The sequence below is a fragment of the Martelella mangrovi genome, from assembly GCF_040545495.1.
Lineage (GTDB): Bacteria > Pseudomonadota > Alphaproteobacteria > Rhizobiales > Rhizobiaceae > Martelella > Martelella mangrovi.
The window spans coordinates 26533-45136 of the sequence record NZ_JBEPLY010000018.1; the positions used below are offsets into that span (position 1 = coordinate 26533).

At 59.3% G+C, this 18604-nt stretch carries 17 protein-coding genes and 2 tRNA genes; 5 read left to right on the forward strand and 14 right to left on the reverse strand.

Going from position 1 to position 18604, the window contains the following annotated elements; translation table 11 throughout:
• Positions 1-82 precede the first annotated feature (82 nt).
• On the forward strand, positions 83-1174 hold the full coding sequence (locus ABID12_RS19330; RefSeq protein WP_354435722.1) for a GGDEF domain-containing protein: 1092 nt from the start codon (positions 83-85) through the stop codon (positions 1172-1174).
• A gap of 78 nt (positions 1175-1252) precedes the next feature.
• Here the strand turns inward: ABID12_RS19330 and gnd are convergent, their stop codons facing one another.
• The 4 genes from gnd to rpsD form a co-directional block, all read right to left on the reverse strand.
• Positions 1253-2677 carry an NADP-dependent phosphogluconate dehydrogenase gene (gene gnd / locus ABID12_RS19335; RefSeq protein WP_106302110.1) on the reverse strand — a complete coding sequence of 475 codons (1425 nt, stop codon included), beginning with the start codon at positions 2675-2677 and terminating at the stop codon, positions 1253-1255.
• A gap of 164 nt (positions 2678-2841) precedes the next feature.
• A complete protein-coding gene (ttcA, locus tag ABID12_RS19340; RefSeq protein ID WP_354435723.1) occupies positions 2842-3708 on the reverse strand; it encodes a tRNA 2-thiocytidine(32) synthetase TtcA in 867 nt (288 codons plus the stop codon).
• Positions 3709-3770: 62 nt separating this feature from the next.
• A complete protein-coding gene (locus tag ABID12_RS19345; RefSeq protein WP_106301285.1) occupies positions 3771-4697 on the reverse strand; it encodes a glutaminase in 927 nt (308 codons plus the stop codon).
• Between the two features lie 105 nt (positions 4698-4802).
• Complete coding sequence (gene rpsD, locus ABID12_RS19350) at positions 4803-5420, reverse strand: 30S ribosomal protein S4 (RefSeq protein WP_106301282.1); 618 nt, start codon at positions 5418-5420, stop codon at positions 4803-4805.
• A 299-nt stretch (positions 5421-5719) separates the two neighbouring features.
• On the opposite strand from rpsD, the gene ABID12_RS19355 reads away from it, so the two are divergent.
• The gene (locus ABID12_RS19355; RefSeq protein ID WP_354435724.1) at positions 5720-6547 is read left to right on the forward strand and encodes an inositol monophosphatase family protein; all 828 of its coding nucleotides are present in this window, start codon (positions 5720-5722) and stop codon (positions 6545-6547) included.
• Positions 6548-6700: 153 nt separating this feature from the next.
• Here the strand turns inward: ABID12_RS19355 and ABID12_RS19360 are convergent, their stop codons facing one another.
• The 7 genes from ABID12_RS19360 to ABID12_RS19390 all read right to left on the reverse strand — a co-directional run bounded on the left by ABID12_RS19360 (position 6701) and on the right by ABID12_RS19390 (position 14940).
• Positions 6701-7381 carry a hypothetical protein gene (locus tag ABID12_RS19360; RefSeq protein WP_354435725.1) on the reverse strand — a complete coding sequence of 227 codons (681 nt, stop codon included), beginning with the start codon at positions 7379-7381 and terminating at the stop codon, positions 6701-6703.
• Between the two features lie 311 nt (positions 7382-7692).
• A complete protein-coding gene (locus tag ABID12_RS19365; RefSeq protein ID WP_354435745.1) occupies positions 7693-8874 on the reverse strand; it encodes a multidrug effflux MFS transporter in 1182 nt (393 codons plus the stop codon).
• A 123-nt stretch (positions 8875-8997) separates the two neighbouring features.
• A complete protein-coding gene (locus tag ABID12_RS19370; RefSeq protein ID WP_319519597.1) occupies positions 8998-10218 on the reverse strand; it encodes a multidrug effflux MFS transporter in 1221 nt (406 codons plus the stop codon).
• 167 nt (positions 10219-10385) lie between these two features.
• A complete protein-coding gene (gene grxD / locus ABID12_RS19375) occupies positions 10386-10721 on the reverse strand; it encodes a Grx4 family monothiol glutaredoxin (RefSeq protein ID WP_106301270.1) in 336 nt (111 codons plus the stop codon).
• Between the two features lie 136 nt (positions 10722-10857).
• Positions 10858-11091 carry a BolA/IbaG family iron-sulfur metabolism protein gene (locus tag ABID12_RS19380; protein WP_106301267.1) on the reverse strand — a complete coding sequence of 78 codons (234 nt, stop codon included), beginning with the start codon at positions 11089-11091 and terminating at the stop codon, positions 10858-10860.
• Between the two features lie 2 nt (positions 11092-11093).
• On the reverse strand, positions 11094-13355 hold the full coding sequence (gene purL, locus ABID12_RS19385; RefSeq protein WP_354435726.1) for a phosphoribosylformylglycinamidine synthase subunit PurL: 2262 nt from the start codon (positions 13353-13355) through the stop codon (positions 11094-11096).
• A 130-nt stretch (positions 13356-13485) separates the two neighbouring features.
• On the reverse strand, positions 13486-14940 hold the full coding sequence (locus ABID12_RS19390; protein WP_106301262.1) for a TrkH family potassium uptake protein: 1455 nt from the start codon (positions 14938-14940) through the stop codon (positions 13486-13488).
• A gap of 104 nt (positions 14941-15044) precedes the next feature.
• Here ABID12_RS19390 and ilvA point away from each other — a divergent pair, with 104 nt between their 5' ends.
• Both ilvA and ABID12_RS19400 read left to right on the forward strand, forming a co-directional pair.
• The gene (gene ilvA / locus ABID12_RS19395) at positions 15045-16295 is read left to right on the forward strand and encodes a threonine ammonia-lyase (RefSeq protein WP_354435727.1); all 1251 of its coding nucleotides are present in this window, start codon (positions 15045-15047) and stop codon (positions 16293-16295) included.
• A gap of 101 nt (positions 16296-16396) precedes the next feature.
• A complete protein-coding gene (locus ABID12_RS19400) occupies positions 16397-16723 on the forward strand; it encodes an HlyU family transcriptional regulator (RefSeq protein ID WP_106301256.1) in 327 nt (108 codons plus the stop codon).
• A gap of 346 nt (positions 16724-17069) precedes the next feature.
• On the opposite strand, the gene ABID12_RS19405 is transcribed toward ABID12_RS19400, so the two are convergent.
• From ABID12_RS19405 to ABID12_RS19415, 3 genes are all read right to left on the reverse strand, one after another.
• A complete protein-coding gene (locus ABID12_RS19405; protein WP_319519600.1) occupies positions 17070-17297 on the reverse strand; it encodes a hypothetical protein in 228 nt (75 codons plus the stop codon).
• 330 nt (positions 17298-17627) lie between these two features.
• A tRNA-Val gene (locus ABID12_RS19410) sits at positions 17628-17703 on the reverse strand.
• A 234-nt stretch (positions 17704-17937) separates the two neighbouring features.
• Positions 17938-18276, reverse strand: a complete 339-nt coding sequence (locus tag ABID12_RS19415) for a hypothetical protein (RefSeq protein WP_354435728.1) — start codon at positions 18274-18276, stop codon at positions 17938-17940.
• Between the two features lie 75 nt (positions 18277-18351).
• On the opposite strand from ABID12_RS19415, the gene ABID12_RS19420 reads away from it, so the two are divergent.
• Positions 18352-18428 (forward strand) — tRNA-Asp (locus ABID12_RS19420).
• Positions 18429-18604 lie beyond the last annotated feature (176 nt).

Genomic DNA, 18604 nt, shown 5'->3' on the forward strand with positions numbered 1-18604 from the left:
GCTGCAATGCGGTCGTTGCGCGCTGGTATTTGCGAAAAAAATCAAACTGACCGTGCGGATGGAAATGGTAGGACTGTGACCGATGATTGAGAATATGCACATTCTCGCCGGCATGCTCGAGAAGGTCGGGCTGGCCGCGCTGGTGGTCCTGACCTACCGTATCATTCTGCGCTGGCATTTGCCGGCGTTGTGGCGCGGACCGGCGATCGGCGTGCTCTTCGGGCTTGCTGCAGTCGTCACCATGATTGACCCGTTCGAAGTCAGTCCCGGTGTCATGATCGATGTTCGAAATGTCATGATTGCTCTTGCCGCCGTCTTCGGTGGTGTCTGGTCAGCTGTTATCGCGGGCTCGATTGCGGTTCTCGTCCGTATCGCTATCGGTGGAGCGGGGCTTCTGCCCGGAACGGTCAGCATCATTCTGGGAACCGTGATTGCGCTTACATTCGTGCATTTTCGCGGCAACAGACGCGATTTGCCGACCCTTGCGCTGCTGGGGCTGGTCATATCATTCAGTCTTTTGAGCGCCGTGTTGCTGCCGGTTGACGTGCTGGTGACCATGGCCGTGAAATCCCTGCCTGCGCTGATTGTGAGAAACATCGTCGGAACCATGCTCGTCGGCTCTCTGCTGGCCATGGAGGAGCGGCGCGAGAAGGAGTATATGACCTTCAAGCAGCTTGCCGAACGCGACGCTCTCACGGGGCTCAGCAATCGGCGGGCGCTGGAACTTGTCGAACGACGCACGCCCGGCCATGAGAGTTCCGGGCTTTTTTGCGTCATCATGTTCGACCTTGACCACTTCAAGAGCGTGAATGACACCTATGGCCACAGCTTTGGCGATGTGGTGCTGGCCCGTTTTGCCGAGATCATTTCTATGCGGATCCGAGGAAGCGATCTCGTGGTGCGCTATGGCGGCGAGGAGTTCTGCGTGATCCTCAACGATGCCCGCCTCGATAATGCCGAGCGTATCGCCGAGGACATCAGGCAGCAGCTCGCCAGGGAAAACTTTTCCCGCAATGTCACCGTCACGGCCAGCGCCGGCGTTGCGCAGTCATCGCAGGAGGCTTCGTCGGTCTATACCGTGATCAAGAATGCCGACATGGCGCTCTATATGGCCAAGCACAAGGGCCGGAACGAGGTCGTGACCTATTCGAAACCTGTCTATCTCCCTGGATGACGGGTCGTCCCGCTGTTTTCATAAAAAAAGCCCCGTTTCCGGGGCTTTTCTGCATTTATGGCCTTGTTACGGAGCGCCTCAGGCCGCGCCGCTGCCCCAGGGACCGTGATGGATATCGAGGCCATCGAGGCGGTCGAAACCATGGGCGCCGAAGAAATCGCGCTGTGCCTGGATCAGGTTGGCAGTACCGCGCGACTGGCGATAGGCATCGAAATAGGTCAGTGCCGAGGCAAGACCCGGAACCGGCAGGCCGGCAGAGGTTGCGGCTGCAACAATGCGGCGCAGCGACGGCAGGCACTCGTTGACCATGGCGGCAAAGGCCGGTGTGACGATCAGGTTGGCGACATCCGGCGTGTCGGAGAACGCCTTGGTGATCTCGTCGAGGAACTGCGAACGGATGATGCAGCCGGCACGCCAGATCCGGGCGATCTCGGGCATCGGCAGTTTCCAGTCATATTCCTGCGAAGCCGATGCCATCACGTCAAAGCCCTGTGCGTAGGCCGCGATCTTGGCGGCAAACAGGGCAAGTTCGAGATCGCGGTTGAGCCAGGGGCCGGGCGCAATGCCGAATTCAAGCTCTTCCTTGTTGAACATCGGTTCGGCGTTCTTGCGTTCATCGCGCATCGAGGAAAGGCAACGCGCGGCAACGGCGGCCTCGATAACGGTCGCCGGCACGGCAAGCTGCTGGGCCTCGATCGCCGACCAGCGACCGGTGCCCTTCTGACCGGCGGCATCGACGATGACATCGGGCATGGCCTTGCCGGTTTCCGGGTCCGCAGCCGTCAGCACCTTCGCGGTGATTTCGATGAGGAAGGAGTTCAGGCGGCCGTCGTTCCACTCGCTGAAGACCTGGGCGATCTCGGCAGCATTCAGGCCGACACCATCGCGCAGGATGCCGTAGATTTCGGCGATCATCTGCATGTCGGCATATTCGATGCCGTTATGGATGGTCTTGACGAAGTGTCCGGCGCCGTCCGGGCCAAGCCAAGCGCAGCAGGGATCGTCTTCATATTTTGCGGAGATCGAGGTCAGGACCTTTTCGACCCGGGCGTAGCTGTCTTCCGTACCGCCGACCATGATCGACGGGCCGTGGCGCGCACCTTCCTCGCCGCCCGAAACACCCATGCCGATAAAGGTCAGGCCGGTGCCTTCCAGTTCCTGGAAGCGGCGGCGGGTGTCATGGAAATTGGCATTGCCGGCATCGATGATGATGTCGCCCTTGCCGAGATAGGGGCGAAGCTTTTCGATTTCCTGGTCGACGGGCTCGCCGGCCTTGATCATGATGATGAGCGGGCGCGGCGGACGGATGGCTGCGACGAATTCCGAAAGCGTTTCTGTGGGAACGATATTCTTCTGAAGTTCACCTGCACCCGCATAAAACGCGCGCGTCTTGTCGACCGTACGATTGTAAACGGCGATTCTGTTGCCTTTTTCAGCAATGTTCAGGGCGAGGTTGGAGCCCATGACACCCAGACCGATCAGTCCGATTTCTGCTTTTTCCACGACATCACCTCTCGTGTTTTGATGGTGGCCTTTTGTGGCACCGCAAAAAACAAACAGCAAGGGTCGGAGCCGCAAAACTGTCTCTTTTCAGGAAGATGATCGAAAGTTTAGTAAAACTGACATGTTTTTTAAGCAGAAATCCGAACCGTGCCGGAGGGCAAATTTCAGTCGATTCCGGGTTTCAAACCGGCAAAATCAAACAGCTTCGGATCAAGGAGATGCGAGGCATTGACGTTTGAAAGCGCCCTTAACATCACATCCTTGCGGCCCGGCATGCGGGCTTCCATGTCGGCCAGCATCTGCTTCATGGCGTTGCGTTCCAGCCCGTCCTGCGAGCCACAGAGATCGCAGGGGATGATCGGAAACTGCATGGCTTCGGCAAAGCGCGCCATGTCATCCTCGGCGGCATAGGCGAGGGGGCGCAGCAGGGTCAGGTCGCCTTCGTCGTTCAAGAGCTTCGCCGGCATGGTGGCAAGCTTGCCGCCGTGAAACAGGTTCATGAAGAAGGTTTCCAGAATATCCTCGCGGTGATGGCCGAGCACCAGTGCATCGCAGCCTTCCTCACGGGCGATCCGGTAAAGATGGCCGCGCCTGAGCCGCGAACACAGCGAGCAATAGGTGGAACCGGGCGCGAGCTTGTCGGTGACAATCGAATAGGTGTCGCGATATTCGATCCGGTGCTTCACGCCCAGACGGTCCAGATATTCCGGCAGGATATGTTTGGGAAAGTTCGGCTGGCCCTGATCGAGATTGCAGGCGATCAGCTCGACCGGCAACAGGCCGCGCCATTTCAGTTCCATCAGGATGGCAAGAAGCCCGTAGCTGTCCTTGCCGCCGGAAAGGGCAACAAGCCAGCGTTTCTGCCCTTCAAGCATGGCAAAATCGGCAATCGCCTGGCGCGTCTGCCGCAACAGCCGCTTGCGCAGCCTTGCAAAATTGACGGAGGACGGCGCATTGGCAAACAGCGCGCGGAACGCCCGGTCTTCCGGCGATGTGTCGTCAGCTTCGGCAAAGGTTGCAGTTTCACTCATGGCCTGATGTCCGTCATGTTTCATTCCGTTGGTCATGCACATGCCTTGTCCTGCGGCCGTGATCAAGTGCCGAACACCGACCAGCCCGTGCGCGCGGCAAGCATTTCGAGGGCAACACCGCCAAGCAGGGAGTTGCCGGTTTCATCGAGAGCCGGTGACCAGACCGCGATCGAGGCCTTGCCGGGCGCCACGGCGAGAATGCCGCCGCCAACGCCGGATTTTCCCGGAAGACCGACGCGAAAAGCGAAATCGCCGGATCCGTCATAATGGCCGCAGGTCAGCATGATGGCGTTGATGCGCCGCGCACGCCGCGGTGACACGACCGAAAAGCCGGTCAGCGGATTGGTGCCGCGATTGGCCAGAAACAGTCCCGCATGGGACAGCTGAACGCAGTTCATGGCAAGCGCGCACTGGTGGAAATAGACGCCGAGAACATGATCGACGGGATGTTTGAGATTGTCAAAGCCGCGCATGAAGTTGGCGAGCGCGTAATTGCGGTAGCCGGTGCGCTGTTCGGAGCGCGCGACCTTCTCGTCGATATAGAGGCTGTCATCGTCGGCGACATAATGCATGAAGCGCAGGAACTCGCCGATTGCCTCGCGCGGCCGGTGCCCGGAAAGCACGATGTCGGTGACGACGATGGCGCCGGCATTGATGAAGGGATTGCGCGGAATGCCATGCTCGTGCTCGAGCTGGACGATGGAATTGAAGGCCGTGCCCGAGGGTTCGCGCCCGACCCGGCGCCAGATCGTTTCGCCGACCTTGCCAAGGGCGAGTGTCAGCATGAATGCCTTGCTGATGCTTTGCACGGAAAAGATGGTCTGAGCATCGCCGGCCTGATAGGTCGTGCCGTCGACGGTGGAAATCGCGATGCCGAGTTGCTCCGGCTCCACCTTGGCAAGCTCGGGAATGTAATCGGCCACCTTGCCCTCGCCGAGACGGGGGGCGAGGTCACGCACGATATCGTCGGCAATGGCCTGCAGATCCATGGTCGCTCTCTCGGGTTTCGTTGCTACCCTATGCGCAAAACACACCGGACAAAAGAAAAGCCGCCCCGAAGGAGCGGCTTTCCGGATTTCGATCCGCGTGAAAAATCAGCGCGAATAGAATTCGACAACGAGGTTCGGTTCCATGATGACCGGGTAGGGGATATCGGCGAGTGCCGGAACCCGTACGTAGGTCGCAACCATCTTGTTGTGGTCGGCATCGATGTATTCGGGAACATCACGCTCGGAAAGCTGGCTTGCTTCGAGAACGCTGGCGAGCTGCTTGGAGCGCTCGCGCACTTCGATGACATCACCCGGCTTGCAGCGATAGGAGCCGACATTGACCTTGGTGCCGTTGACCGTAACGTGGCCGTGGTTGACGAACTGACGGGCAGCAAAGACCGTCGGAACGAACTTGGCGCGGTAGACGATCGCGTCGAGGCGGCTTTCGAGCAGGCCGACCAGGTTTTCACCGGTGTCGCCCTTGCGGCGGTTGGCTTCCTCGAAGGTGGCCAGGAACTGCTTTTCGCGCAGCTCGCCGTAGTAACCCTTCAGCTTCTGCTTGGCGCGCAGCTGCACACCGAAGTCGGAAAGCTTGCCCTTGCGGCGCTGACCGTGCTGGCCGGGGCCGTATTCGCGGCGGTTGACCGGGGACTTCGGACGACCCCAGATGTTTTCGCCCATACGGCGGTCAATTTTATGCTTGGACGATTCGCGCTTGCTCATCGTATTTCCTTTAAGTCATAACAAAAGAACCGGGGTTTCCCGGCTCCAAGGAAACACGCCCTCCTTTGGTTCTTCCCGAGGGAAGATCCTGACAGGTTTTCGCGGAAAAAAGCGCCCGGAAAACCACGGGACATGTCGGTGAAACATCGGCCGGAGCCGGTGTTGGCGCGGAAATAGTCGGGTTTTAGCGAAAAGTCAACGACAAAGCATGCGGCTTTGGCCGGCAAACCATGGACTTTGCCGCCATGGTCATGATTTAACCGGCGCCAGCTTAGTCTAGTCAACCGGGATTTCATCACATGACGATCACCTCCGAAACGCTCGACGCCATCGCCGGGCTGATGCGCGACGCTGCGGCGCAGGAAATCCTGCCGCGCTTTCGAAAACTCGGCGATCAGGACGTTGCGGAAAAGACCGAGGCAAGCGATCTGGTCACCATCGCCGATACCGGCGCGGAGCGCGTGATCAAGGCGGGTATCGAGAAAATCCTGCCCGACGCCGCCTTTGTCGGCGAAGAAGGCGTTGCAGCCGATCCGACACTGCTTGCGAAACTGAAGGATGCCGAACTGGCGGTGGTCGTGGACCCGATCGACGGCACGTTCAACTTTGCCCACGGCATTTCCGCCTATGGCGTGATGGCGGCGATCGTGGTCAATGGCGAAACCGTTGCCGGGCTGATCTATGATCCGATGGGCGATGACTTCATGGTGGCTGAAAAGGGCGGCGGTGCCTGGCTGAAACGCGCTGACGGTTCGACAAGCCGGATGAAGGTTGCAGCCCCGGTTGCGCTTGCGGATATGCTCGGAACCGCCTCTGTCGCCTTCATGCCGCGCGAGAAGCGCGCCACGCTTCTGGCCAACACCGCAAAGCTGCGCTATGCGGCCAGCTATCGCTGCGCGGCTGTGGAATACCGCGCCTTTGCCTCCGGCGGCCTGCACTTCTTCACCTATTTCAAACTGATGCCCTGGGATCATCTGGCCGGCGTTCTGATCGGCCAGGAAGCCGGCGGCTATATCGCCCGCTATGACGGCTCCCCCTACCGTCCCGACCACCTCGACGGCGGCCTGCTGGGGGCGCCCGACAAGGAAAGCTGGCAGGAACTGCGCGAGAAAGTGTTTACGATCTAGGCCTTGCCCGGTTTGGAGCTTCTTCTTCAGGTCGAGAAATGAAGCGCGGTGTGGGGATAGGTTTGTGAAAGAAAATCAGGCGCACTGATTGCAGCGCGCCTGTTTTGTGTTGTCGTATCGAGCCTGTGCCCAGCGCTAATTCGACGCGCCGGTTCAGCGGTAGGTATCGACGAGCTTGCACAAGCGCTGCAGTCCCACTTCAAAGGACTGCGGGGTCCGCATGACCTGCTCGCACTGCTTTCTGACGACAGCCTGCTCGTCACCCGAAAGCTGGTCGAAACCAGCAACAAGTTGACGATCATCGTTCGCCGGAGGCATTGAGCCGCCACCGCCGCCCGAACCACTGCCAGTCCCGCCGCCATTGCCCGGAACAGCCGCACTATCGCCGATGCCGACATCCACATCGGCACCGATGCCGCTGTCGCCGCCAACATCAGCACCGACATCGGCATTCACGCCATCTGAACCGCCGATACTGGCGCTGACATCCGCATCCACGGCCTGGTCGCCGCCGACCGACGCACTGGTGCTGGTATCAACGCCGCTGGAACCGCCAACGCTGGCGTCTGCGTCAGCACTGGCAGCCTGACTGCCGCCAACATCCGCGCCGGCATCGGCATTCACCCCGCTGTCGCCGCCGACACTGGCGCCGGCGTCGGCGCCGAGGCCGCCATCGTCGTTCTGGCCAACATCAACACTTGCACTCACTCCGTTTTCACCACCGACATTAACATCGATAGCGTGAGCCTGCTGGGTTATCGATGCCGAAACCAGCAGAGATCCGGCGATTACCGAACCGGCAAGCAGTCTGGATTTCAAAATAGCTGTGATCATCATGTCCTCCTTCTGGGCTCCCGGCATGAAGTCACCGAGTTCAACCTCGTGTTCAGTCGGAAACGGACCGAGCCTCCCGCCCGGTCTTAGGTTGATAAACGTGAGTTTCGGAATTTTAGTTCCAGCTAAACGCACAACTTCACATTTGCATTCATGATGTGCGAGGCGAGAATTCAGTAGATCGAAACGGTGTAATGTTCTGAAAAGAATTAATATTTCAGGGAGGATACGGTGCGATTCATGCCATAGTTCAGGGCACCGGCAACCCCTTGGCGATTGCCGGGGCTGCCGTCCGAAGGCGTCGTTTTTGTTCAGACCTCGGGATTGTGCGGCTGGAACAGTTTGCCGCGTTCGGCGATCACCGTGGCAATGCAGGCGCCGACAGCGAAGGTGAAGAACCCGGTGATCAGCGGCGTGGTCGTACCGTTGAACGACTGGCCGACGAGCGAACCGATAAGGGCGGACCCGGCGGTGCTGGTGAAGCCCAGGATCGAGGAGCCGATGCCGGCGACATGACCGAGTGGCTCCATAGCCATGGAATTGAAATTGGCGCCGAGAATGCCGAATTGCAGCCAGGCGAGACAGAACATCGTGTAAAACAGCCAGAACGGCATCACGCCTGCATAGGCAAGGTCGAGCACCAGCCAGATCCCGATCAGCGTGGTGAAGATGATCAGGCCTGCCTGCGACAGCCTTCGCATACCGAAGCGGCCGACAAGGCGCGAGTTCAACAGCGCCGAACAGGACATGGTGATGCCAAGCCCGGCAAACGCGACCGGAAACAGCTTTCCAAGATCGAAAACGCCGATATAGATCTGCTGGGCCGAGGTGATGTAGCCGAACATGCAGGCCTGAATGAAGGTGGTCGCCAGAATGTAGAATGCAGCCGAGCGATTGCGGATCACGATCATGAAGCCGCCTGCAATCGAGGCAATGCTGAAGGGGCGTCTGTCGGAAGGGTGGAGCGATTCCGGCAGCCGGGTCAGTGTCCAGAGAAACATGGCCGACGAAAACAGCGCCAGAAAAAGAAAGATCAGGTGCCATTCGCCGGCAAGCAGAATGACCTCGCCGATCGAGGGCGCCAATATCGGTATGATCATGAACACCATCATGATCAGCGACATGACTTCCGCCATCATGCGTCCGCCATAGAGGTCACGCACGATTGAAATCGAGATCACGCGGGTTGCCGCCGAGCTTATACCCTGAATGACACGGACGAACAACATCAGGGCGAAGCTGGGAACGAAGGCGGCGCAAACCGATGTCGCGAGATAAAGAGCCAGGCCGGCAAGCAGAGGCATTTTGCGCCCGAACCGGTCGGACAGCGGCCCGAACAGCAACTGCCCGCAGCCCATGCCAAGAACATAGGCGGTGACGATGAACTGTCGCCGGTTTTCCTCTTCAACCCCGAGGCTTGCGCCGATCTGCTGAAGGCCAGGGAGCATGATGTCGATGGCGAGCGCATTGAGCGCCATCAATCCGGCCATCATGGCGACCAGCTCCCATTTGGGGAGCCGGGCGGTTATTGTTGCGTGTTCGGGGTGAGAGGCATAGGTCACGGGCGGGGACTTTCGGGAGGAGGGCCCGGTCCCAGCCGGAACCAGGTATTGACTTTAGACTTCTGGATTATGTGGTTGGAAAAGCTTTCCTTTTTCCGCAATCAGCGTCAGGCCCAGCGCAACGAGGGCGAAGACGAAGAAACCGGCGATCATCGGTGTCGTCGTGCCGTTGAAGGACAGCCCAATCATCGCGCCGAGAAGCGCGGAGCCGGCCGTGCTGGCAAACCCGAGAACGGATGAGGCTGCACCGGCCACATGGCCGAGCGGCTCCATCGCCAGCGCGTTGAAGTTCGGCGCGATCCAGCCGAACTGGAACCAGGCGATCATGAAGATCAGATAGAACAGCACGAACGGCATAGCGCCGGCGAATATCAGATCGATGGCGAGCCAGACGCCGTTTGTCAGGACAAAGCCGATCAGCGCGCCATGGGAAAGCCTGCGCATGCCGATCTTGCCGACAATGCGGGAATTGGCCAGCGACGATGCCGCCATGGTGACGCCGATGCCGGCAAACGCCAGGGGAAACAGCGCACCAAGCCCGTAGATATCGATATAGACCTGCTGTGCCGAGGTCACGAAGCCGAAGATGCAGGCCATGATGAAAGTGGTCGCCAGCGTGTAGAACAGGGCAACACGATGGCTCAGCACGTAGAGGAAGCTGTGGGCGACAGCCTTCGGCGTCAGCTGGATGACATCTTCGGGATGCTGGGTTTCAGGCAGGCGGAACGTCACCCAGAAGAAATTGCCAAGTGCGGCCAGACCGAGGAACACGAAAACCAGATGCCAGTCGCCGAGGAACATGATCGTCTGGCCGATTGACGGTGCAATGACCGGGATGATCATGAACACCATCATGATCAGCGACATGATCTCGGCCATCTTGCGCCCGCCGTAAAGGTCACGCACCACGGCAACGGAAATGACGCGCGTGGCTGCCGCGCCCAGTCCCTGGCAGAAGCGCACAAGCAGCAATGCCGTGAACGTCGGCACAAAGGCACAGGTGACGGCGCCGGCGAAATAGATTGCCAGCCCCACCAGAAGCGGCAGTTTGCGGCCGAAACGGTCGGCAAGCGGGCCGTAGGCGAGCTGGGCTATGCCGAAACCGAGCACGTAGGAGGTGATGATGAACTGATGCTGGTTTTCCGCCTCGACGCCGAGGCTGGCGCCAATCTGTTTCAGGCCGGGCAGCATGATGTCGATGGCCAGCGCGTTGAGCGCCATCAACCCGGCCATCATCGCGACCAGTTCCCATTTTCCCGGAGCTTTTCGGACCATTGGTCCCGATCCCTGTAACGTATCTGTCAAAACGAATAATCCTGAAAGCAAAAGAAGGCGCCGCTAGAGCGACGCCTGTACCCAAACAAATGCAGAGCATGTCCGGGCAGCCGCCTGTCGCGGCGCCCTCCGGTGGGCTTTTCTTGTGAAAAAGCCGACGCCCGGTCTCAGGCCGCGCCGCTGACGGCAACACCCTTGGATGACAGGTGTTCCTGCAATTCGCCCGCCTGGAACATCTCGCGTACGATATCACAGCCGCCGACAAACTCGCCCTTGACGTAGAGCTGGGGAATGGTCGGCCAGTTGGAATAGTCCTTGATGCCCTGTCGCAGGTCGCCGTCGGCCAGCACGTTGATGCCTTTGTAGTCGACGCCGAGATAGTCGAGAATCTGAACGACCTGACCGGAGAAACCACACTGCGGAAACTGCGGTGTGCCCTTCATGAAGACGACGACATCGTTACCGTCGACTTCGCTCTTGATGTAGGCGTTGATGTCACTCATGCGTAATCCTTTCACATACGGGTTCAAGATCCGTAGCGTTTATTTGCTTTCAGCATATAATCGATCGATTTACAACCGCCAAGCCCCCAGGCCGGCGAATTGACCGCGACCGGTCGAAATCGAACCGGTGAGCGCTTTATTGTGGCGCCGAAGTCTGCAGGGCAAGAGCGTGCAGCGCATCGCCCATGTTTCCCTGCAGGGCATCATAGACCATCTGGTGTTGCTGCACCCTGGTCTTGCCCCTGAAGCTTTCCGACACAACTTCGGCAGCAAAGTGATCGCCGTCGCCCGCCAGATCCCTGATCGTGACCGTGGCGTCCGGGATTGCAGCCTTGATCATGTCTTCGATTTCGCCCGCGTTCATTGCCATATTCAGTGCTCCTCGCTTGACGCCGGTTCTTCCGCCGACGGGCTGTTGCCGCTCGTTGCGGTCATGAATTGAGGGAACCACATTTCGTGGGCGTCGCGCAACTCCCCGACCGGGACCGACAACAGATCATCAATCACCAACGCGTCTCCCTCGACCTTGCCGAGGCGGCGGAACTGTACGCCGCTGCCTTCTGCCGAAGCGCAGACGAAATTGCCGTATTCGGCCGGAACCGTGATGACATAGCGCGCCTGGTCTTCGCCGAACAGCAGCGCATGCGGCATGCCGCGCGCCTGTTCGATGCTGATCGCCATGCCCTTGCCGGCGGCCATGCACATTTCGGCCAGGGCAACCGCGAGGCCACCTGACGAAATATCGTGGCAGGCGGTGATCTGGCCGTTGTTGATGGCGGAGCGCACGAAATCGCCATTGCGGCGCTCGACATAAAGATCAACCGCCGGGGCAGGGCCATCAATGAGGCCGAGAACTTCGCGCATATAGGCCGAAGCGCCCAGATGGTCGCCATCGGCGCCGATGAGAATCACCTGGTCGCCATCGGAAAACGAGCCGACCCGGGCCATCTTGCGCCAGTCGGCAATGAGGCCGACACCGCCGATTGTCGGGGTTGGCAGGATCGCCTCGCCATTGGTTTCATTATAAAGCGAGACATTGCCCGACACGATCGGGAAGCCGAGCGCGTGGCAGGCCTCGCCAATGCCCTCGATCGCCTTGACCAGCTGGCCCATGACCTCCGGTTTTTCCGGATTGCCGAAATTGAGATTGTCGGTTGATGCCAGCGGTTCGGCACCCGTTGCAGTGAGGTTGCGCCAGCATTCGGCCACGGCCTGCTTGCCGCCCTCGTAAGGATCGGCCTCGACATAATGCGGGGTCACATCGCAGGAAAAGGCGAGTGCCTTCACCGGATGGCCGTCAACGCGAACGACACCGGCATCGCCGCCGGGCAGCTGCAGCGAATTACCCTGGATCAGCGTGTCATACTGTTCATAGACCCAGCGGCGGCTCGACTGGTTCGGTCCGCCGACGAGTTTCAGAAGAGCGGCGGCATAATCCTCCGGCGCTTCGACCAGATGGGAGGGCAGTTCGCCGCGTGTATCGGGTTCGCGCCACGGGCGGTCATATTCGGGCGCTTCGTCGCCCAGTTCCTTGATCGGCAGATTGGCGACTTCCTCGCCGCGGTGAAGCACGCGGAACCTCAGATCATCGGTGGTCTTGCCGACGATGGCGAAATCCAGGCCCCATTTCTTGAAGATAGCCTCGGCTTCCTCTTCCTTTTCGGGGTCGAGCACCATGAGCATGCGCTCCTGGCTTTCCGACAGCATCATCTCGTAGGCCGTCATTTCCGTTTCGCGCACCGGCACGCGGTCGAGATCGAGTTCGACGCCGAGATTGCCCTTGGCGCCCATTTCCACGGCCGAGCAGGTCAGTCCCGCAGCACCCATGTCCTGAATGGCGATCACGGCGCCGGTCTTCATCAGCTCCATGCAGGCTTCAAGCAGGCATTTTTCCGTAAAGGGGTCGCCGACCTGAACCGTCGGGCGCTTTTCCTCGATATCCTCGTCGAATTCGGCAGAGGCCATGGTTGCACCGCCAACGCCGTCACGCCCCGTCTTGGCGCCGAGATAAACCACCGGCAGACCGACGCCCTTGGCTTCGGAATAAAAGATCGCGTCAGACCGGGCGATCCCTGCGGCAAAGGCGTTGACGAGATTGTTGCCGTTATAACGCGCGTCGAATTCCACTTCGCCGCCCACCGTCGGCACGCCGAAGGAATTGCCATAGCCGCCGACGCCGGCGACCACGCCCGAGACCAGATGGCGGGTCTTCGGATGGTCGGGCGCGCCGAAGCGGAGCGCATTCATGGCGGCAACAGGACGCGCGCCCATGGTGAAGATGTCGCGCAGGATACCGCCGACACCGGTGGCAGCTCCCTGATAGGGCTCGATATAGGAGGGGTGGTTGTGGCTCTCCATCTTGAAGACGACACAGTCGCCGTCATCGATGTCGACGATACCGGCGTTTTCGCCGGGCCCCTGGATGACCCGCCGGCCGGTCGTCGGCAGGGTTCTGAGCCAGCGTTTCGACGATTTGTAGGAGCAGTGCTCGTTCCACATCGCCGAAAAAATGCCGAGTTCGGTAAAGCTCGGCTCCCGGCCGATCAGTTCCAGAACCCGCTCGTATTCGTCCGGCTTCAGTCCATGGGCTTCGACGATTTCAGGCGTAATGGCCTGATTGTTGGAAAGTGTCATGAGACAAGAGCATCCCGCATTGGTTTTCGACGTTCGCGCGTTTTCGCCCCTCAATAAAGCGGTTCACGCTGAAATGGAAGCTTCTCCGCCGCCCGCGCACGGTTTTCCGCTGACAGATGACGGCTGCGGATTACCCGCGCCAGTACATCGGCATCAGGATCACGGCGACGGTGAGGATTTCAAGACGGCCAAGCAGCATCAGCACCGACAGGAGGTAAAGCTCCGGATCGGCGAAGGTGGCAAAATTGCCGGCCGGGCCGATGATGTCGCCCAGTCCCGGGCCGACATTCGAAAGCGCGGTCAGCACCGAGGAAATTGCGGTGATCAGATCATAGCCGAAGGCCGCCATGGCAATGCTGCCGAACGCCCACAGAAGAATGAAGGCGGAAAAGAACATCGAGACGGCGCGCTGCGTTTCCGAATCGACGCTCAGTCGGCCGTAACGGATCGAATAGACGGCATTCGGATAGATCAGCTTTTTCATGCCGGTCGACAGCATGTTGTAGAGAATCAGAAAACGATAGGCCTTGATCCCGCCTGCCGTCGAACCGGAGCATCCGCCCATGAACATCAGGAAAAACACCAGCACGATGGCGAACGCGCCCCACTGTGTGTAATCGGTGCTGGCGTAACCCGTCGTCGAGAGGATCGATGACACATTGAAGTAAGACTGTATCAGCGCATTCACGAAATCCATCTGCCCGTCCAGGCTGATATAAAGCGCCAGCACGAAGGTGGCCATCGCCAGATAGGACAGGAACAGCATGATCTGCGGATCACGCAGCGTATCAAGACGGCCGCGGACGACGAACAGGATCAGGATCGAAAACGGCAGGCTGCACAGCATCATGAAGAAGCTGGAAATCAGCAGCAGGGCAGGGCTGTCGAAATAGCCGAACGAAGCATCATGTGTTGAAAACCCGCCGGTCGCCACCGTCGTCAGCGCATGGTTGACGGCATCGAAATGCGACATGCCGGCGAGATCGTAGGCCACGGCGCAGGCGATGGTGATGCCGACATAGATGGCGAGGAAGGCCCGGGTGAAGCTGGCCATGCGCGCGAACGGCTTGTCGCTGGTATCCGACGATTCCATCTTGAAGAAGGCCATGCCGCCGATGCGCAGGAACGGCAGGATGAACAGCCCGAGAGCAACAATCCCGATACCGCCCATCCACTGCAGCAGCGAGCGCCAGAGCAGAAGACCGGGCGCCGAATCGTCCAGCCCGGTCAAAACCGTCGAGCCGGTCGTGGTGATGGCGGAGACCGCTTCGAACAGCGCCTGCGCAAAGGTGAGGTCTTCGCGTGCAAGGTAAATCGGGATCGAACCGACCAGCGCAAAGGTGATCCACAGCAGATTGACGAGGAAGAAGCCCAGCCGCCGGCTGAATGGCGGCGGGTTGCCGCGCATTGCCACAGCGGTGACAAGGCTGGTGCCGCCGACCATGAAGCCGCAAATGGCGAAGACCTGCCAATCGTCATTCGCGTAATAGAGGTCGGCCATCGCCGGTACGAACATCGCGGCGGCAAGATAGATCCCGCAGATGGCCGCAATATAAAAGGCTGACCGCAATAGAGTGGCGTTCAAGGAGACCGTACCCTGTCATACTCAGTGTCATGAGCGGGGTTTTTCCAAACCCGCGATCTATGCCATAGCGGTGTAGCGGCACAAACTCAATGGGAAGCACCAGAATGCGCGATCAAGTTCAAGAAGCGACCACAGCACTCAGAAGCCTGTTCGAGCCGACACCGCTCCAGCGCAATGCGCATCTGAGCGCACAATTTGATGCCGACATCTATCTGAAACGCGAGGACCTGACGCCTGTGCGCTCCTACAAGCTGCGCGGGGCCTTCAACTTCATGCGCAAACGCATGGCCGAAGGCGGCGGCGACAAGGTGTTCGCCTGCGCCTCGGCCGGCAATCATGCCCAGGGCTTTGCCTATTGCTGCAGCCATTTCGGGGTGCAGGGCGTCGTCTTCATGCCGGTGACCACGCCGCAGCAGAAGATCGACAAGACCCGTATTTTCGGGGGCGGCAATATACGAATCGAACTTGTCGGGGATATTTTCGACGTCTGCTATGCGGCCGCCAGGGATTTCGTGGCGGCAAATGACGGGGTGATGGTGCCGCCCTTCGACGACCCGGATATCATCGAGGGGCAGGCAAGCGTCGCAGCCGAAATCGAGGCCGCATGGCCGGAGGCGGGGGAACTGCCCGATCTGATCGTGATGCCTGTCGGCGGCGGCGGGCTTTCGGCCGGCGTTACGGGATATTTCGAGGGGCGGCTTGCGCCCGATGCCTTCCTGTTTGCCGAGCCCTCCGGCGCGCCGAGCCTCAGGCGTTCTCTGGAAGCGGGGAAAATTGTGACGCTGGACGAGGTCGACAATTTTGTCGATGGGGCCGCTGTAGCTCGGATCGGCGATGCCAATTTCGCTGCATTGAGCCGGTTTTCCGCCCAACAGGTGGCGCTCGTGCCGGAAAATGCGATCTGCGTGACGATGACGGAAATGCTGAATGTCGAGGGGGTCGTGCTCGAGCCCGCCGGCGCGCTGGCACTGACCGCGCTTGGCATGCTTTCGCCCGAACAGGTGCGCGGCCGCAGGATCGTCGTTCTGGTCTCCGGCGGCAATTTCGATTTCGACCGCCTGCCGGACGTGAAAGAAAGGGCGATGCGCTATTCCGGGCTGAAGAAATACTTCATCCTGCGCCTGCCGCAGCGGCCGGGCGCGCTGAAGGATTTTCTCGGCCTGCTTGGCCCGCACGACGATATTGCCCGGTTTGAATATCTGAAAAAATCCGCCCGCAATTTCGGATCGATCCTGATCGGCATCGAAACGGCGGAACCGGAGAATTTTGCGGCATTGTTCGAAAAGATGACGGCAAGCGGCCTTAAATATCAGGACATTACCGAAAACGAAATTCTGGCGAACCTGATCATCTGAGCGCGGCGGCATGCCGCGTCTGCGTTGCGCTTAAATTCGGTGTGCAAGGCTGGCGAAACCGGGGTTGATCGGTTAAGAACGCAAAAAAGGGAGTTGTTTCTATGGCATCGTTTTTCTCGAAGCTCGGTTCTCTGTTTTCCGGTGGCCCCGGTGGCGGCGGCCAGGAGAACGATCAGGCCGTCAAGTCGATCGTCCATGAAGAGTGCATCATCTTCGCCGAACCGGTGAAGGAAGGCGCGCAATACCGGCTTCAGGGCCGCATCGAGAAGGAAGTCGGCGAGGAAACACTGGTCCGCACCTTCATCCGCGCCGACCTGTTTGCCTCTCAGGACGAAGCGATCGAGTGGAGCCTGAAAAAGGGCAAGCAGATCATCGACCAGAACGGCAAGTCTCTGTTTTCCGACGGCGAAAAGAATCGCACGGCCTGATCCTGCCCGATTTCGGAAACAGAATTGAAGCATCCTTCCCTGTGTGGCGGCTTTATCTGCACTGCCGCCGCGCATCCGCTGCATGAATCCCGCATCCTGCGAATAATGCGCTGCGCGTGAAATGATCCGCGCAATACGGCGAAAGCGGCCTCGCTGGCTTTTTTCTCCATGCACCAGCCAGCCGGCTGGGCGAGTCGGCCAGATAAGCATATCTCCTTGCCATACACCTTCGAAGACGATGCCGTTACCGCCCGCGCTGGCGAGGAAGCCAACGCGTGACACGGCGTGTCCGCTGCCATGCGGTCAGCGCAACCACCGCCTTGCCGACACCGGCAACCTGCCGTCGCTACATATGAAAGATCAGCAGGTAACTGGTCAGGATGGCGATCCCGAAAAAGGAGATCCATACCGGCATGTTGAACGACGTCGCCGCGGGCACCTGGGTGTTCTGCTCGCGCTCGTCGGCAGCGCCGCTATGCGTCTCAAGCGCCGTAAGGCTGTAACTTCCGCACCGGCGGCAAACGCGCCCGGTATCCTGCACCATCAAGCAATCGGAACACTTGTAATGGGCCATAATAATCGACTCCCCCCGTGATGCGCGAAAGAATAGTCCTGAATGGCAGCGCAATCAAGTTGAACATTCTTGAAATTTATTGTCGGTGCATAGGGTAAGGGAGGTCGTTGTGGTGATTTATATTATGCTTTATTAGAAAAGTTCTATTTTCCGAAAGGTTCGGCGCATGAACGTGGCCTTCCCGTATTCTGCCTGGCGACGCCATCCGATCGCAAAAGCTGCCTTTCGCCGATGCGATTCATAATCGGACAGCCTGAAAGCGGGGCGCGCTGAAAATCCGAACCGAGATGTTGCGGTTTCGAATGCAGAAAAGGAAGAAAGGGAAAAGAATGGTGGGCGATGAGAGGCTCGAACTCCCGACATCCTCGGTGTAAACGAGGCGCTCTACCAACTGAGCTAATCGCCCGACCGCGTTGGTGAGGCGTGAAATATGCGGAACGCGCGGAAACCGCAAGAGGGTTTTCGCGGAATCTGCAATTTTTTTCAAAAAGACGCTGCCGTGTGTAATGCCAAGAGTCGATGAGTAGGACTCATGTGATGCGTGCTGGAATGGCTGTGCGAGCAGGACAATGCCGTGAGAGCAATGCTCAGGCGTCGCGCGAGGATTTTGACGCCCTCGGCGGCCAGTCCAGCCGCACCCTTAAAGGGGCGGACGCTTTTGAGAGCCTGCGGCGTTGAAAGTCCTCGCCATAGCGATGGCTACGACTGCGGCTTTCGCCTGGCCGGCTTTCAAAATCGCTCCGGTCATATGAGCCCTAATCATCGACTCTTGGTGTGAGTGGCGGATGGGTGAAAAGTGAATCGCACTTTGGCCGGGGCGGCCATGATTGTGGTTTTCGCCGTCGGTGTGCTGCGGCTTCATCTTATCGAGGTGCATTTTTTTTGACGGTGGTTTTCCCGGTTTTGCGGGGGTCTTGAAATTGGCCGCGTAAAAAAAGCAGAAATGCGTGACAAGCTGCTTGACAGTAGCAGGCGTCACCCTTAAATAGCCGCTCACGCCAGACAGACAAGCGCTCACGAAAACAAGCGTTTGACCCTGAAACGGCGAAAATGCGCGGGTGTAGCTCAGCTGGTTAGAGTGCCGGCCTGTCACGCCGGAGGTCGCGGGTTCGAGCCCCGTCACTCGCGCCATTTTCTTCTTCCTGAAAATGCTTTTTCTCTTTTGTTGCAATGTGGTTCGCTGCCGGACTTAAATCCTTTTGTCAGGATGCGTTGGGCTGTTTGCGTCTGCGCGCGAGTCTGCGGCTTTGTGCGACTCGGTTTGTTTTGGCTGTCTTTGTTGACGAATGTCATGGCGGGCGGTGGCG

What these genes read in the sequence shown, in the direction of transcription:
- ttcA (WP_354435723.1), bottom strand. Translation starts at nt 3,708, where the DNA reads ATGAGTGAAACTGCAACCTTTGCCGAAGCTGACGACACATCGCCGGAA.
- ABID12_RS19400 (WP_106301256.1), top strand. Translation starts at nt 16,397, where the DNA reads ATGGCATCGTTTTTCTCGAAGCTCGGTTCTCTGTTTTCCGGTGGCCCC.
- ABID12_RS19330 (WP_354435722.1), top strand. Translation starts at nt 83, where the DNA reads ATGATTGAGAATATGCACATTCTCGCCGGCATGCTCGAGAAGGTCGGG.
- ABID12_RS19345 (WP_106301285.1), bottom strand. Translation starts at nt 4,697, where the DNA reads ATGGATCTGCAGGCCATTGCCGACGATATCGTGCGTGACCTCGCCCCC.
- ABID12_RS19405 (WP_319519600.1), bottom strand. Translation starts at nt 17,297, where the DNA reads ATGGCCCATTACAAGTGTTCCGATTGCTTGATGGTGCAGGATACCGGG.
- grxD (WP_106301270.1), bottom strand. Translation starts at nt 10,721, where the DNA reads ATGAGTGACATCAACGCCTACATCAAGAGCGAAGTCGACGGTAACGAT.
- rpsD (WP_106301282.1), bottom strand. Translation starts at nt 5,420, where the DNA reads ATGAGCAAGCGCGAATCGTCCAAGCATAAAATTGACCGCCGTATGGGC.
- ABID12_RS19360 (WP_354435725.1), bottom strand. Translation starts at nt 7,381, where the DNA reads ATGATCACAGCTATTTTGAAATCCAGACTGCTTGCCGGTTCGGTAATC.
- ABID12_RS19380 (WP_106301267.1), bottom strand. Translation starts at nt 11,091, where the DNA reads ATGGCAATGAACGCGGGCGAAATCGAAGACATGATCAAGGCTGCAATC.
- ABID12_RS19370 (WP_319519597.1), bottom strand. Translation starts at nt 10,218, where the DNA reads ATGGTCCGAAAAGCTCCGGGAAAATGGGAACTGGTCGCGATGATGGCC.
- ABID12_RS19365 (WP_354435745.1), bottom strand. Translation starts at nt 8,874, where the DNA reads ATGATGGCCGGATTGATGGCGCTCAATGCGCTCGCCATCGACATCATG.
- purL (WP_354435726.1), bottom strand. Translation starts at nt 13,355, where the DNA reads ATGACACTTTCCAACAATCAGGCCATTACGCCTGAAATCGTCGAAGCC.
- ilvA (WP_354435727.1), top strand. Translation starts at nt 15,045, where the DNA reads ATGCGCGATCAAGTTCAAGAAGCGACCACAGCACTCAGAAGCCTGTTC.
- ABID12_RS19355 (WP_354435724.1), top strand. Translation starts at nt 5,720, where the DNA reads ATGACGATCACCTCCGAAACGCTCGACGCCATCGCCGGGCTGATGCGC.